Below are 14,841 nucleotides of genomic sequence, written 5' to 3'. Positions count from 1 at the left end.
GCGGGCGCTCAGCTCCCCCGGGCCGGGTCCTGTTGCGCACGCTCCACATCGGCCGCCGATTCGAGGTCACCCCGAACCCGCAACCCGGCGATCACGCCGCCAATATCGGCAGCCGACCGGTTCTGGCTGAGCTTCCGTTTCGCTTCAACCCTCGTGATGACAAGTTCGACGCCGACAATCGCCCGGAGTTGCCCGGCAGTGAAACGCGCCGGCGCGTCGTCCACGGTCCAGGGGCGTTCCGACGATGCTTCGTGCAGCGTGGTCAGCCGCCGGACCAGGTCTTCAACCCAGGCCGGGTCGTCGTGGACGATGAGCCGGCCGTAGGCGTGCGCGGTGGTGTAGTTCCACGTCGGGACGACCCGGCCATGTTCGGCTTTGGACGGGTACCAGGACGGGGAAATGTACGAGTCGGAGCGCTGGATGATGACCAGGGATTCGCCCAGTGCCGGCAGCAGCCACTGTTCGTTGTTGCGGGCAACATGGCCCAGCAGTGCCCCATGCTCGCCGGCCGCCGGATCATAGACGAACGGCAGCAGCGTCGCGAGCAGTCCCCGCTCGGTCGACGTCACGAGGTTGGCCGCACCGGGGTCCGCGAGCAACTCCCTGATGGCGTCCTGGTCTGCAGCGAAATGCGAGGGGACGTACACGGGCGGTTCCTTCTTCAAAGTGTCATGTGGGACGGCTGACTTATCTCAGGCTACAAGCATGACAGCGAGGGTGACCATGACCAGGGCAATCCCGCCGTCGAGCACGCGCCACGCACTCCGCCGGGCGAATACCGGCCCGAGGTACCGGGCTCCGGCGCCAAGTGCGGCGAACCACGCTATGCTGCCGAGTCCTGCTCCGGCGGCAAACCACCACCGCCCGTCCGCTCCGTGGGTGCCTGCCAGGGCCCCCAGCAGCAGAACGGTGTCCAGGTAGACATGGGGGTTCAGCCACGTCAGCGCCAGGCAGGTCCCCAGGGCGGCCATCCACGACCCCGGGTGACCGGTCGCCGGCTGGGCAGCCTGCGTTCCGCGGATGGCCCGCACCGCAGCCATGACCCCGTAGGCCAGGAGGAAGGCGGCGCCGGCCCACCGCGTTACCTCGAGAAGCCCGGGCGCCCGCTCAATGAGGACACCCACCCCGGCCACACCGAGCATGATCAGCACGAGGTCGGACAGGGCGCACACGGCAACAACCAGAAGAACGTGCGATCGCTGGATGCCCTGGCGGAGCACGTAGGCGTTCTGGGCACCGATGGCGACGATCAGGGACAGCCCGCTGGCCAGGCCCGCGACGAGAGAGAGGATCACACCAGCCACGTTAGGTCGAAACAGATCATGAGACCAGGTAATTATTCTGAGTTATCATAAGATGAGCTAATGATGGCAATTCATCCGGAGCAGGCCCGGACACTGGCCGCGATCGTCACCCACGGGAGCTTCGAGGCCGCCGCCGGCCACCTCTCGGTCACGGCGTCGGCGGTGAGCCAGCGTGTCCGCGCCCTCGAGGCAACCGTTGGACGTCCGGTGTTGAAACGGACCCGGCCCGTCGAACTCACCGAGTCAGGACAGGCCGTGGTGCGCTTCGCCCGCCAGCTCCACATGCTGTCCGCCGACCTGGCCGAGGAACTGCAACCCGGCGCCACCCATTCAGGGGTCCGCCTGACCCTGGTCATCAACAGCGATTCGCTCCACACCTGGGCACTCCCGGGCCTGGCCGCAGTGGCGGACAAGGTCCAGCTGGAGATCCTGCGCGAGGACCAGGACTACTCGCTGGAGCTCCTCCGCAGCGGTGCAGCGGCCGCTGCCATCACCGCCACCGCCAAGGCCGCCCCCGGCTGCTCGTCCCGCCGGCTCGGCACCATGAGCTATCTGCCGGTCTGCAGCCCGGACTTCGCCGCCCGGTGGTTTGCCGGCGGAACGACGGCGGAAACACTCGCCGCGGCCCCGGTCATTGTCTTCGACCGCAAGGACGATCTGCAGGACCGCTACCTGCGGGAAGTGAGCCGCAAAGTACTCCAGCCGCCGCGGCACTACGTCCCGGCCGCCCACGAGTTCGGCGAAGCCATCCGCTGGGGGATGGGGTGGGGCCTGCTCCCGGAAATTGAGGTCCGGGACGAGCTGAAACGACGAAGGCTCGTCCCCCTCGACCCCGCAGCACACGTGGATGTGCCGCTCCACTGGCAGCAGTGGCGGCATGGATCCGCAGCCCTGGACGAGGTGGCCGCGGCGATTCAGGCCGCCGCCCGTCCGCTCCGGTGAACCCGCCCGGGGACGGGCGCACGGCCGCTGGCAGGACTCGACTAGACGCGACCGATTTCCGCCAGCCCCACTGCGCCGGACGGACTACATTGACTAACATGGCAACAACGGCCGCACCAGGCTCCCCCCAACCGGACAGCACGCAGGACAGCACCCACGATGTGACTTTCCAGGCTGTAGCGCCCGCATCCCCGGGCAAGACCCTACGGCCCGGCCAGATCAGCCGGCTCGGCATCGCCGCCGTCGTCGTCACCGTGGTGCTCTGGGCGTCCGCCTTCGTGGGGATCCGGGCCGTTGGCCCCAACTTCTCCCCCGGCCCGCTTGCCCTCGGGCGGCTGGCGATCGCCGCCGTCGTACTGGGCCTGGTGGTGCTGCCGCGGCTCCGGAAGAGCAGCAAGCTGCCCAGGGGCCGTGAATGGTGGCCCATTCTGGCCTACGGCGTCATGTGGTTCGGCGGCTACAACGTGGCGCTGAACGCTGCCGAACACCTGGTCGACGCCGGCACCGCCGCCCTGCTGATCAACGTCAGCCCCATCCTGATCGCCATCATGGCCGGGGTGATCCTTAAGGAGGGCTTCCCGCGCTGGCTGATCATCGGCAGCCTCGTCGCGTTTGGCGGGGTAGCGGTGATCGCTCTCGGTTCGGGCCAGCGGTCGACGGCGGATATTGCCGGCGTGCTGCTCTGCCTGCTGGCGGCGGCCCTCGCGGCGGTAAGTGTGATAGTGCAGAAGCCGGTGCTGCGGAAGTTCCCCGCGGCGCAGGCGACGTGGTTCGGCATCATGGTGGGCGCCGTCTGCTGCCTGCCCTTCAGCGGGCAGTTGGCCACCGAGCTGCAGGCGGCGCCGCTGCCGGCTACGCTGGGACTCGTCTACCTCGGCGTCTTCCCCACCGCGATCGCCTTCACCACCTGGGCCTATGCGCTGTCAATGATCGACGCCGGCCGGCTCGCCGCCACCACGTATCTGGTACCGGGCACCACGATCCTGATCTCCTGGCTGGTGCTGGGCGAGATTCCCACCATCTGGGGCCTGATCGGCGGTGCGATCTGCCTCGTGGGCGTGGGCCTGACCCGGCGCCGGTCCCGCTAGTTTCGGCGCTACAGTTCAGCTATGTCCCCTTCGCTGCCGCCCGGCCTGCCTATCGTCCCCGACGACCCGGAGGAACCGAACGCCCCCGCTGACCCGAACGTCTCCGCTGACCCGGACGTCCCCGCCGAAGACAGCCAGGATGGCCCGGAGCCGAAACCGTTTCCGATGTCGGAAACCGACTTCGACGCCGCGGTGAGCGACGCCCTGGACCGGATCCCGCCGGAACTCGCGAAGACCATGAACAACGTGGCCGTCTTCATCGAGGACGACTACACGCCGCAGCCCGGCGAGGATCCGGACACCGTGCTGCTGGGCCTCTACGAAGGGGTGCCGCTGACCGAACGGGACTCGTGGTGGGACGCCGGTTCCCTGCCGGACCGGATCACCATCTACCGCCGGCCGATCCTGGAAATCTGCGAATCCCGCGAGGATGTTATCGAGGAAGTCACCGTCACCGTGGTCCACGAGATCGCCCACCACTTCGGCATCAGCGACGACCGCCTGCATGAGCTCGGCTGGGGCTAGCCTTGTAGGCATGGGACACGACCACAGCCACTCGCACGGCATCACTGGCACTGGCAAGCACCGGAACCGCCTGGTCGCCGTCCTGGCCATCACCCTCACCGTCGTGCTGGTCCAGATCGTGGGCGCGATGCTCTCCGGGTCCCTCGCACTGCTCGCTGACGCCGGGCACATGCTCTCCGACGCCGCCGGCGTCTCGATTGCGCTGCTGGCCGCGTGGATTGCCACCCGCCCGGCAAGCGAGAAGCGCACCTACGGCTATCAGCGGGCCGAAGTCCTGGCCGCCCTGGCCAACGCGCTGGTGCTGATCGTCATCTCTGTTGTCATCTTCACGGAGGCCATCCGCCGGCTCGGCTCCGCTCCCGAGGTGCGCACCGACGTGATGCTCGCCGCCGCCGTCCTCGGCGCGGCCGCCAACCTGGTCTCGTTGCTGATTCTGCGCGGCGCCCAGAAGGAGAGCCTCAATGTCCGGGGCGCCTACCTCGAAGTCCTGGGCGACCTGCTGGGCTCCTTCGCCGTCATCGCCGCGGCCATTGCGATCATGGTTACCGGCTTCCAGGCGGCGGACACCATCGCCTCGATGGTCATTGCGCTGATGATCCTACCCCGGGCCTGGCACCTGCTCCGCGACGTGGTGGACGTCCTGCTCGAGGCCACCCCCAAGGGCGTCGACGTGCAGCTGATCCGCGAACACATCCTGGCCGTGGACGGCGTGGTGTCGGTGCACGATATCCACATCTGGACCATCACTTCGGGGGTGCCGGTATTTTCCGCGCACGTGGTGGTCGAGGACGCGGCGCTCGGGGCCCGGGACACGGACCGGGTGCTGGACAAGCTGGCCAGCTGCCTGGGCTCGCATTTCGACACCGAGCACTGCACGTTCCAGCTGGAACCGGTCACCCACGCCGAACATGAGGCCCACCAGCACGCCTGAGCGCGGAAGTCGGGTAGCCGGGCATGCCGGGTGGACGGGTATGCCGGGGACTCACGCGGGGGCGGGCAGCGTCCGGCGCTTTGCCGCACGCGACACGCCGGGCGCAAATGTGGCCAAATGACACTGTTGTTGTTTATGTTATAGATGTGACCAGTGTTGCCAAAGTGGCGTTGAGCACGTAGCCTCAAGCCTGCTGGGGGATCAGCAGAGGGGCATTCCTTGTGCCAAAACCAAAACCTCGCCCGCTCCAGCCCAACACAGCAGCGAGGTTTCCCCATGATTTGGACCGGTTCCGGCCGCAACACGGCCGTGCTCTGCACCGCCGTCGTACTGCTCGGAACGCTGGCGTTGCCTGCGCAGGCAACGCCAGCGTCACCGGCGACGGCGATTCTGGTGCCGGCGTCCCCCGCGGCGCCCTCGCCGGACGAGATCGCAGCAGCCAAGTCCGGTGAAAGCGCGACGGCGGCACAGGTCACCGTGATCGACCGGCTCCTGGCGGACGCCTCCGCGGGACAGGAGGCCAGCCGCGCGGCATCCATGCAGGCCAACAATGCCTATGGCGATGCCCTCGTTGAAGCCCAGCTCCGGCGGGACGCGGCGGAGATCGCTTCGGCCAGGGCTTCGGCCGCCGGGGCGGAACAGCAGAGGACGCGCAGGCAGATCGGCCAACTCGCCGGCGAGCTGTACCGCACCGGTGGGCTGAATCCCGCCCTCAGCAGCATTGTCAGCGGCAACGAAAAAGGCAACACTCTGCAGCAGGCCGCCACCCTCGAAGCCGTGACCGCGGGCCGCAGCCGGGCCTTCCAGTCCGCGGAAACCGCAGCCGCTGCCGCTGATTCCTTGACGGCGGCCGCCGCGGAGGCCAACCAGGCCGCCGACGAGGCCGCCCGGACGGCGGAATCCCGCAAGATCGACGCCGAGCGTGCCAGCGATGCCCAGCGGACTGCCGTCTCCGAGGCCAGGACCCAGCGGGCCGCACTGGTGGACCGGCTCGCGGTCCTGAACAACACCACAGCGGCACTGGAGTCCGCCCGGGTGGACGCCCTGGACCGCGGGCGCCAACTGGAGCGGCTGGCTGCGGTGACCGAGGCCGCTGCGCCCGCACCCGCCCCTGCCGTTCCGGCCACGCAGAGTCCGGCCCCGTTGAGTCCGGCCCCGCAACGTGGTGCCGGAATCCGGCCGGCCCCCGCCGTCCCGGCACCGGCACCACCGGCACCACCGGCTCCAGTCGCCCCGGCGCCCGCACCCGCGCCGGCACCCGCTCCCGCGCCGGGACCCGCGCCAGCCCCGGCTCCCGCGCCCGCACCCGCTCCCGCGCCCGCACCCGCCGGCTCCAACCAGACCGCTATTTCGGTAGCGCTGGGCAAGGTCGGCGCACCCTTCTTCTACCAGTACGGCGGCACGGGGGCCTACGGCTTTGACTGCTCAGGACTGGTCCAGACCGCGTTCGCCGCTGCCGGCAAGTATCTGCCCCGCACCGCGGCACAACAGTTTGCCCAGGCGCCCATGCACGTCCCACTGTCGCAGGCACGGCCGGGTGATCTGCTGGTCTGGGGCACGGCCCCTGGTTTCTACCACGTGGCGATCTACCTCGGTGGCGGGCGGGTGGTCCAGGCGCTGAACCCGGACGATGGCATCACCGTGACGGACCTCGCCTACATGTCAGGAATGCAGCTCCATCCGGTGGCCGCCCGGTACTGAGGCCCGAAAGGTGCGGTGCCTAGGGTCAGTCCGTTCGCCTAGGAAAGCACGTCCTTGGTGACGAACCTGCCGTACGCGAGCGCCCCGAACACGGCGACGTAGCCTCCCTGCAGCAGGGCGTTGGCAATGAATGAGTCCCAGGCGACCGGCTGGCGGAGCAGATCGGCGAAGTCCAGCCAGTAGTGGCTGAACAGCCAGGGATGCAGCCAGTCCAGCTGCGGCAGGGCGTCGAGGACCTGCGAGACTACCGCCAGCACCACGGTGGACGCCATCGCCCCCACCGGAACGTCGGTCAGCGTAGACACAAACAGCCCGATCGCCGAGAGCCCCATCAGGGAGACGGCGAGATAGGCGGCAATCAGCAGCAGCCGCAGCAGCGCCTCGGCCGCGCCGATCGCATCACCGGAAAGCAACGGCACCGGCCCCACCGGGAAGAGCGCCGCTCCGATGGCCGCCCCGACCAGCGCCACCACGAGCGGCGCCGCCACGGCAAACGCCACCACTCCGGCGAACTTCACCAGCAAGAGCCGGATCCGGCCGGCGGGCGCCACCAGCAGGTACCGCAAGGTCCCCAAACCGGCCTCGCCGGCCACGGTATCCCCCGCCACCACGCCCACGGTCAGCGGCAGGAACAGCGGAACAGACACAAGCATCGCGGTGAGGCCGACGAACAATCCGTTCTGGGTGATCCGGTCCAGGAACGCCGGGCCGCGTCCGGCCGGCACAGCCGAGGACACCCGCACCGCCACGGCAATCAGGATTGGAATGGCCGCCAGCGCACCCAACATGGCCCAGGTCCTGCGGCGGCGGAAGAGCACCCAGAGCTCAGAGGCGAGCAGCCCCCGCCCCCGGCGGCGCGGGCGTGAAACGGACCGGCCGGCCGGCCCGGAGGGAGCTTCGGCGGCACGCCCGCGGGAGGTGTCACTGGACAACGTCGAAGCCTTCCCCCGTGAGCGCCACAAAGCGTTCCTCCAGGCTCGCCTGCTCCGTGGCGAAGCCCCGGACCCGGACGCCGGCCGCCACGAGGGCCGCAACCACGCGCTCCGGTGCCACGCCGCCGCCGTCGGACGCCGCCGGAAGTGGCGCAACCAGCACCTCGCCGGCACTCAAGGACCCGACGGCGCCGGAACCTGCAGATCCGTTGCCAGCAGCGCCGTCGACCGTCAGGCCCAGACCGGCCAGTACCCGGGCTGCGGCGCCGGGGTCGGGCGTCAGCACGCGGATCCTCGACTGCCCCGCCTGGCGCAGCTCCGCGAGGGTCCCCTGCGCCACCAGCCGGCCAGCGCTCATGATGGCCGCATGGGTGCAGATCTGCTCCACCTCGGCCAGCAGGTGACTTGACACAAACACGGTGGCGCCGTCGGCCGCGAGCGAGCGCACCAGGCTGCGCACCTCCCGGGTGCCCTGCGGGTCCAGGCCGTTAGTGGGCTCGTCGAGAACCAGGAGCTCGCGGGGTGCCAGCAGGGCGTTGGCGATTCCGAGCCGCTGCTTCATGCCCAGCGAGTAAGCCCGGACCTTCTTGTCCGCGGCGTGCGTCAGGCCCACGCGTTCCAGCGCCGACCGGACGCGCGCCTTCCGCGTGGCGGCGGGGACATGCGGGTCCGCGGCATCGAAGCGCTGCAGGTTGGCAGCACCGGAGAGGAACGGGTAGAACGCCGGGCCTTCGACGAGGGCACCCACCCGTGGCAGAACCTCGTGAAGCTGCCGCGGCATCTCCTGGCCCAGGAGCCGCACGGAACCGCCGGTGGCCGCGGCGAGACCGAGCATAAGCCGGATGGTGGTGGTCTTGCCCGAGCCATTGGGCCCGAGGAAGCCGAAAACGGAGCCCGTCGGAACGGCCAGGTTGACGCCGTCGACCGCCAGCTGATGGCCGAAGCGCTTGCTGAGGCCGGTGGTCTCGATACTCAGTTCAGTGGCCGGACCGGCGGGGGTCACGCGGCGGTCACCGGGCGGGTCACCGAGGCGCGGCTGCGGACTGGAGCCGCTCCAGGGGGACAGCGCCGGCGAAGATGCGGCCGTCGTCGAGGATCAACACGTTCAGCAGCGAGGTGGACACCAGCCGGCCGCCCGGGACGGCAACCGCCGCCTGTTCAAACAAGGACGCGGCTCCGGACGCCGGCCCACCGGGCAGGGAGGGATCAGGCTGCATCGGGTTGCCCGCCGCGGCACCGGGGGCTTGGTCCGTTGCCTGGCCCGGCATCGACACGGTCCCTGCCGGGAAGCCGACCACGGATTCCCAGCCGGTGCCGGTAACGCTGGGCCGCTTTGCCTTCATCGCCTCGGGGGACATGCCCGACGGCGGTGCGGCCGAATGGGCTTTGCGCTCCGGAACAGGAATCTCCTTCACCAGAGCCCCGGGCGGCGGGGTGAACTCGAAGATGGAGGAATCAGGGGCCTCGAGCGTGAGGTTAGTGAATGCCACCTTGAAGGCGGGATCCGATTGTCCGCGGGCCTTCAGTTCGACGCCGAGCGGCAGACCGGTGGTGCCGTCGACGGAGATCGCGATGGAGGCCACCAGGGTGGCCGTGGATTTGGGGGTGAGGACCAGGTTGTACGCGGTCCGTCCGGCCACTTGGACGTCCGGACCGACCCTCACGTCGGTGGAGGCGTCGAGTTTCGCGAGCAGTTTTTCGGCCAGGGCCCCGGGTGTTGGAACGGTAGCGGAGCCGGGCATGTCCTTGGCAGCGTGGCGCTCAGCCGCATCCGCCGGAAGCTGCGCGTGGGCCGCGGTGTTGTCCTTGGAGTTGTAGAACCAGAGCTCGTTGCCGCGCCGGACGGCATTGCGTTCCGCCATCTTGTCCATCACCTGCACCCGCGCGTTCTCGGCGCCGTCGAGGTAGACCCTGGCGGTGTGCGGGCCCGTCAGCAGTTCCAGCCAGGCCGTGTCGGAGGATACTCCTCCCGGTCCGGTCTTGGGCAGCGCCGGCAGGCCGATATTGGAGGTCTGTTCCATGGTTCCGGAAAGCGACCCCTCGTTGTGCTGCGCGATCATCAGCAGCACCTCCTGCGGCGTCCGGGCCGGCAGGGGATCAACGGCGCTCGCGGGAAGCGGACCCACCAGCACCCCGGCGGCGATCACAGCGGGGACGGCCGCAGCGGGCATCCAGCGCAACCATTTCCGCGTCACAGGGACCGCGCTCCAGCCTTGCAGTTCATAGCTCAACAGTACGCCTCTCTGGTGCCGGCAACACCTCCTCCGGGGCGATTAGTCCGGGCGGACTACGGCAGCACCGACAAGGTCAGCTCGACTGCGCCCAGCAGCAGTGCGAGCACGGACGTGCCGAGCCCGGCGATGAGCAGCAGCCCCGGATGGGCCAGGCCCAGCACGACGCGCCGCAGCCGGGGCCTGGTGCGGAGGAATTTCTTCTGCACGCGGGCCCCCGCCGGGTGCTGTTTCCAGCCGCGCAGCCGGCGGAGGAACCAGGCGCAGCGGATGATGAAGGCGAGCCACAACACGGACACCACAAGCGGAATCGCGGCCACCAGCAATTGGAAACCCACCGAGGTGACTTCCCGTTCCGAGGCCTGTTCACTTGCACCGACCAGTGACTGGATGGTCGTTGAGATGGAGGCGCTCATGACCACGGACACGCCCCAGATTAGGAACGCCGCCGTCAGGGCGAGGAAGCGGACGAAGAAGTGGCCCAGCACCGAGTCCCGCCGCGGTTTGAGGTACCTTCGGGGCGTCGCGTGCAGCAGCGTGATGGTCGCCAGCAGGGAGGGCAGCGCGGCCATTCCGGCCAATACGTACCAGGACCAGCCCGCGAGATCGACGAATTCGTCCGCCAGGATCAGGGCCGCCCAGAATCCGGTCCAGGCCCAGCCGGCGGTGAGCGGGTGCCGCACCAGCCAGCCGGGGAGCCGGGCGTCGTCGCTCCCCGCCCCCGGAGGACGCGGCCCCGGGAGCTGCGGCGCGCGGTGTGCCTCTGCCGGCGCGGCGGCTGCTGTCCCACCCGGCGTCGGCTTGCCGGTGCCGTGCTGTTCGCTCATGGCCTCACTCTAGCTAGGCGTCATTTTCGCTTCGGGGGTCAGACGGAGTCTGAACCTTTTCGCGCCGGTGTCCAGTCCGCGAGGGACATGCCCATTCTTCGCACCCGGGACCGGGCAGAATGACACTATGTCCATCCGCTGGCCCCGGTGCGGAGCATGTCCCCTTGGGCGGGCGACCAGTCCAGCGGGACATGCCCATTCTTCGCACCCGGGACCGGGCAGAATGACACTATGTCCATCCGCTGGCTCCGGCGCGGGGCATGTCCCTGAGCCCGACAACTAGGCAGGCGGCCAGGCGTCAGGCGTCACGGTGCCGGCGGCGCCGTCGACCGTGATGTTGTCTCCGGTGGCAATCCTGGAGGTGGCGTCGGGCACGCCCACGACCGCGGGAATCCCGTATTCGCGGGCGACGACGGCGCCGTGGGAGTTGGGCCCGCCCATCTCCACCACCAGCCCGCCGGCGGTCAGGAACAGCGGCGTCCAGCCCGGATCGGTGGACGGCGCCACGAGGATCTCGCCGGGTTCCAGCTGCGCCCCCTCCGGGTCCAGGATGACGCGGGCCCGGGCGGTGACGGTTCCGGCCGACGCCGGGGTGCCGGTCAGGACACCCCTACCGGCCCCTCCGGTTCCGCCGCCACCGGTGCCGGTGTTCAGCGCTTCGGGCTCGGTGCCGTCCGAGAGCAGCACCCGGGGAATGTGCCGGCGTCCCAGTTCCTCCTGATAGGCGGTGCGGCGCCGGGCCACGACGCCGTGCAGCTTCGCCCCGTCCAGGCCCGCACGGACTTCCCGCAGGTCCAGAAAAAAGACGTCACCGGCTTCGCTGATGGAGCCGGCCGCGGCCAGCCCGGTGCCAACCACGGCGAGCTGCTCCCGCACCACGGCCAGGGCCTCGACGATATGGTACTTCGGCAGTTCACGCAGCCCGGCAAACAGGCGGGTCCGTTTCAGCGCCGCCCGCACCAGTGCGGCGCGAAGCCGGCTCCGCTCCCCCGCCGCAGCGACGAGCCTGCCGATATGCTCCTCCGCCTCGCGTGCTGCCTTGTTGAACTGCCGGTCGGGTGCCAGCGCGGGGTCCTCCAGCCGGAGATAGTTGGCCAGGACGCCGATAATATGCGCCGGGTCATCGGTCCAACGGGGCATTCCGAGGTCGATTTCGGCCACGGCCCGGTGGCCGTAGCGGCCCAGGAAGCCGGTGAGCCCGGACTGCACGACGGCAGGAAGCCCGCCGACGCGGTAGCGGCGGACCAGCTCCGGCAGCGGCTCCCCGGCGAACACTGCGGCGGATCCGGCGTCGGCCCGGATCACAGAGGCGAGCCGCCAGAGCGCCAGGTCCATTTCGGTGGTCACGTTGTTGGGCAGCCCGCGCAAGACCGCCTGCAGCTCCCCCCTTTCCACGCGGCGGCCCAGCAGCTTGCCGGCCGCGGCCAGCAAGGCGAAGCCCAGGGCGGGCAGCGGAAGCACGTTGGGTACCACGGGGAAGAGCTCCCGGCCGAGGATGCGCTCGGCGTGGTCAAGCCGCTGCGCTGGGGTGGAGCCGGCCGGGACCACGAGGGCGGCCCTGAAGCGACCGCCAAAACGCTCGACCCGGCGGAGCGCCGCCTCCGGACGGAAGAGGGCGCGCAGCAGGGACTCCGGAACCCTGGCGCGTGCCACCACCGGGGCAACGTGCCGGAGCACCCGCCACGGGGATCTGATGGTGACCGAGAACCGGGGATCCTCGAAAAGCCCGCGCAGCACCGCCGCGGAGCGGGACTCCATCAGGTCGAACACCCGCGGGACGATCGCGCGGCCCGGAGAGCTGCGGACCACGGGGGTCAGGTCGAAGAAAAGGCGCTGCCCGGCCTGGACATACGGCCGCGGCCCCTCGAGTGGATCGGCAACCTCAAAATGCGCCGCCCGGGCCACCGAGGAGGCAATCAGCCGGAAGCCGGCCAGCCCCATCGGGGTCAGCGGGCGGGTCAGGCCCTGGGCCAGGCTGAAGCACACGTAGACTCGCAGCCCCTCCCCGGCCGGCGGTTTCTCCGGCATTGGGTACAGCGTGGTGATGGGCCGGGACTGGGTCAGCCACGGCACCCCGTCGCCGTCGATGGCCCATTCGAGGTCCTGCGGCGAGCCGAAGTGCACCTCCGCGCGGCGGCCAAGGCGCTCCAGCGTGGCGAGCCCGGCATCGTCCAGGCAGGGTCGGGAGTCACCGCCGGGCTGTTCGATCCGCGTCGTTCCGCCGCCGGGCAAAGGCCGGATAGCGATGGCCTTGCTCCCGATCCGGCGCTCCAGGACCCGCTGGGTGGCACCGTCGACGACGAAGTGGTCCGGGTTCACGGCCCCGGAAACCACCGCCTCGCCGAGTCCGGGGCTGGCATCGACGACGGTCTCATGCCGTCTGCCGGTCACCGGGTTCGCCGTAAACATGACCCCGGCGACGGCGGCATCCACCATGCGCTGGACCACCACAGCCAGGGACACCGCCGAGGGGCTGATGCCGTGGGCTGCCCGGTAACTCACGGCCCGGGTGGTCCACAGCGAGGCCCAGCACTGCCGGACGGCGGCCAGCACGCCTTCGACGCCGACAACGGACAAGTACGTGTCCTGCTGCCCGGCGAAACTGGCGAGAGGCAGATCCTCTGCGGTCCCGGAGGACCGCACCGCCACGGGGACGTCGGCTCCGAGGGCGGCATAGGCAATCCGGACGGCAGCGGCGACGTCGGCGGGGACGGCGGCGGCCAGGACCAGGTCACGGGCGCTGCCGGCCAGCCCGGCGAGCGCCGGCAGGTCTTCGGCGGCCGCCATGGAGAGAGCGGCGTGGATGGCCTCCAGCCCTGCGGACACCGTGGCCCGCCGATAGGCGTGAGTGGTCAGGCAGAATCCGGCGGGAACCGGAAGCCCGGCCCGCACCAGTTCGCCGAGGTTGGCCGCCTTGCCGCCCGCCTCGGGCAGCATGTCCTTGGTCAGCAGCTCGAGCCCGAGCACCAGCGCATGCTCCGGTGCGTGACCCGGCGCGTACCCCGGCGTGTCCTTGCTGCGGAGCTGCTCCACCTGCCGGCCTCCCTTCGCGCGTCAGGACGGTATGGGCATCCCGGACAGTTCAGTCGCCGAGGATGGGGCCGAAGCTGGCCCGGTCCGCCAGCCGGGGATCGTCCCGGTCCGGGACCACCATGACCGGGCCCTTGGCGTGGTGCAGGATGCCGCCCGAAGTGGAGCCCAGCAGCATCCCGGCGAAGCCGCCGCGGCCGCGGGTTCCCACAACCAGCAGCTCCACATGCCGGCTCGCCTCGACGAGGACGTCCACGGGAGAGCCGTCCAGAAGCTGCGTCTCGACCGTCAGCCGCGGGAAGTGGCTCCGGGTCCAGGCCAGGCCGGCGTCGAGCTGGATTTTGATGTCGGCGAACAGTGCCTCGCGGTCCACCGGGGCGGGCACCCAGGCCAGCGAACCGCTGTAGTGGGGCACGGCGCAGACCACCCGGAGCGTCGCCGAGAGGAGTTCGGCCTGAGCCGCCGCCTCCAGGACGGCCACGCGGGCCTGCTCGGAACCGTCAACCCCTACGACCACGACGTTCTCAACCGGCACGTGGCCGGTCTTTGCCTGCTCGGCCATGACGTGCTTGTCATCCGTGGTTTCGCCCAGCCGGTCCGCACAAATCAACGGCACGGTGACCGTCGGGCACTTGGCGTGGGCCGGCAGCGCGCTGCTGACCGAACCCAGCAGCCTGCCCACGAATCCGCCGCGGCCGCGGGTGCCGAACACCAGGAGCTCTGCGGTTTCGCTCATTTCCAGCAGGACACCGGAAGCATCGCCGTTCTCAACGGAGGCATCGACGTCGATGTTGTAGCCGGCGACCTTGTTCACGGCCTGCTTCAGGATGGCTTCCGCTCCTTCGCGGATCACCGAATCATCCACGGTGGCGTAACCGCCGTCGAGCCCCGAAGCGGCGAAGATGGGAACCGAATAGGCGGTCACAATGTGCAGCGGTCGACGGCGGCGTTCGGCTTCGCGGGCTGCCCACACCAGGGCGCACTGGCTGTGGTCCGAACCGTCCACACCAACTACGATCCCCCTGGGAGCTACGGACTCGCCGCCGGCCTCCGCTGCCGGATCCGGGTTCATCTGTTCTCGGCCCATGGGGTCCGCCTCCTCGCGATTCTTGCCTGATGTTGCGGCTATTCTGCCAGAGGTGTCCGCGTACGGGGTTCTCGGCCGGCATTCACCGGCGATGCGCCCCGGAACTGGCGTACAAGAACCCCTGGTTTTCCCCACTATTCTCGGTTTGCCGGGAACTGGCAAGCGGACTCCCGGACGGCCCGCGGCGGCACACCCGGCAGGGATTTACCCAGTGTTTACACTGCGTTCAGTGAGCGTTGGAGG

Annotated in this window: 13 protein-coding genes; 5 read left to right on the top strand and 8 right to left on the bottom strand. The window is 69.8% G+C overall.

Going from position 1 to position 14,841, the window contains the following annotated elements:
• Positions 1 to 8: 8 nt before the first annotated feature.
• Positions 9 to 647, bottom strand: coding sequence for an FMN-binding negative transcriptional regulator (locus AC50X6_RS00850; RefSeq protein ID WP_494964441.1), 639 nt, complete (start codon positions 645 to 647; stop codon positions 9 to 11).
• Between the two features lie 45 nt (positions 648 to 692).
• Positions 693 to 1,295: a LysE/ArgO family amino acid transporter gene (locus AC50X6_RS00845; RefSeq protein ID WP_494964440.1), complete on the bottom strand. Its 603-nt coding sequence runs from the start codon at positions 1,293 to 1,295 to the stop codon at positions 693 to 695.
• 69 nt (positions 1,296 to 1,364) lie between these two features.
• On the opposite strand from AC50X6_RS00845, the gene AC50X6_RS00840 reads away from it, so the two are divergent.
• From AC50X6_RS00840 to AC50X6_RS00820, 5 genes are all read left to right on the top strand, one after another.
• The gene (locus tag AC50X6_RS00840; RefSeq protein ID WP_494964439.1) at positions 1,365 to 2,246 is read left to right on the top strand and encodes an ArgP/LysG family DNA-binding transcriptional regulator; all 882 of its coding nucleotides are present in this window, start codon (positions 1,365 to 1,367) and stop codon (positions 2,244 to 2,246) included.
• A gap of 98 nt (positions 2,247 to 2,344) precedes the next feature.
• Positions 2,345 to 3,334, top strand: a complete 990-nt coding sequence (locus AC50X6_RS00835; RefSeq protein WP_494964438.1) for a DMT family transporter — start codon at positions 2,345 to 2,347, stop codon at positions 3,332 to 3,334.
• 21 nt (positions 3,335 to 3,355) lie between these two features.
• Positions 3,356 to 3,859, top strand: a complete 504-nt coding sequence (locus AC50X6_RS00830; RefSeq protein ID WP_494964437.1) for a metallopeptidase family protein — start codon at positions 3,356 to 3,358, stop codon at positions 3,857 to 3,859.
• 10 nt (positions 3,860 to 3,869) lie between these two features.
• Positions 3,870 to 4,790, top strand: a complete 921-nt coding sequence (locus AC50X6_RS00825; protein WP_494964436.1) for a cation diffusion facilitator family transporter — start codon at positions 3,870 to 3,872, stop codon at positions 4,788 to 4,790.
• 276 nt (positions 4,791 to 5,066) lie between these two features.
• On the top strand, positions 5,067 to 6,491 hold the full coding sequence (locus tag AC50X6_RS00820) for a C40 family peptidase (protein WP_494964435.1): 1,425 nt from the start codon (positions 5,067 to 5,069) through the stop codon (positions 6,489 to 6,491).
• Between the two features lie 38 nt (positions 6,492 to 6,529).
• Here the strand turns inward: AC50X6_RS00820 and AC50X6_RS00815 are convergent, their stop codons facing one another.
• The 6 genes from AC50X6_RS00815 to AC50X6_RS00790 all read right to left on the bottom strand — a co-directional run bounded on the left by AC50X6_RS00815 (position 6,530) and on the right by AC50X6_RS00790 (position 14,598).
• The gene (locus tag AC50X6_RS00815) at positions 6,530 to 7,330 is read right to left on the bottom strand and encodes an ABC transporter permease (protein ID WP_494964668.1); all 801 of its coding nucleotides are present in this window, start codon (positions 7,328 to 7,330) and stop codon (positions 6,530 to 6,532) included.
• Between the two features lie 82 nt (positions 7,331 to 7,412).
• Complete coding sequence (locus tag AC50X6_RS00810; protein WP_494964434.1) at positions 7,413 to 8,426, bottom strand: ABC transporter ATP-binding protein; 1,014 nt, start codon at positions 8,424 to 8,426, stop codon at positions 7,413 to 7,415.
• 19 nt (positions 8,427 to 8,445) lie between these two features.
• Positions 8,446 to 9,594, bottom strand: coding sequence for a LolA family protein (locus AC50X6_RS00805; protein ID WP_494964433.1), 1,149 nt, complete (start codon positions 9,592 to 9,594; stop codon positions 8,446 to 8,448).
• Between the two features lie 116 nt (positions 9,595 to 9,710).
• Complete coding sequence (locus AC50X6_RS00800) at positions 9,711 to 10,481, bottom strand: hypothetical protein (RefSeq protein ID WP_494964432.1); 771 nt, start codon at positions 10,479 to 10,481, stop codon at positions 9,711 to 9,713.
• Positions 10,482 to 10,760: 279 nt separating this feature from the next.
• Positions 10,761 to 13,418, bottom strand: a complete 2,658-nt coding sequence (locus AC50X6_RS00795; protein ID WP_494964667.1) for a PEP/pyruvate-binding domain-containing protein — start codon at positions 13,416 to 13,418, stop codon at positions 10,761 to 10,763.
• A gap of 145 nt (positions 13,419 to 13,563) precedes the next feature.
• Entirely contained in the window at positions 13,564 to 14,598 is a 1,035-nt protein-coding gene (locus tag AC50X6_RS00790; protein WP_494964431.1) for a universal stress protein, read from the bottom strand.
• Positions 14,599 to 14,841 lie beyond the last annotated feature (243 nt).

The organism is Pseudarthrobacter sp. HLT1-7, from assembly GCF_059383435.1.
Note: the sequence above shows the minus strand (reverse complement) of the source record. Positions and strands in the feature narration are given on the sequence as shown.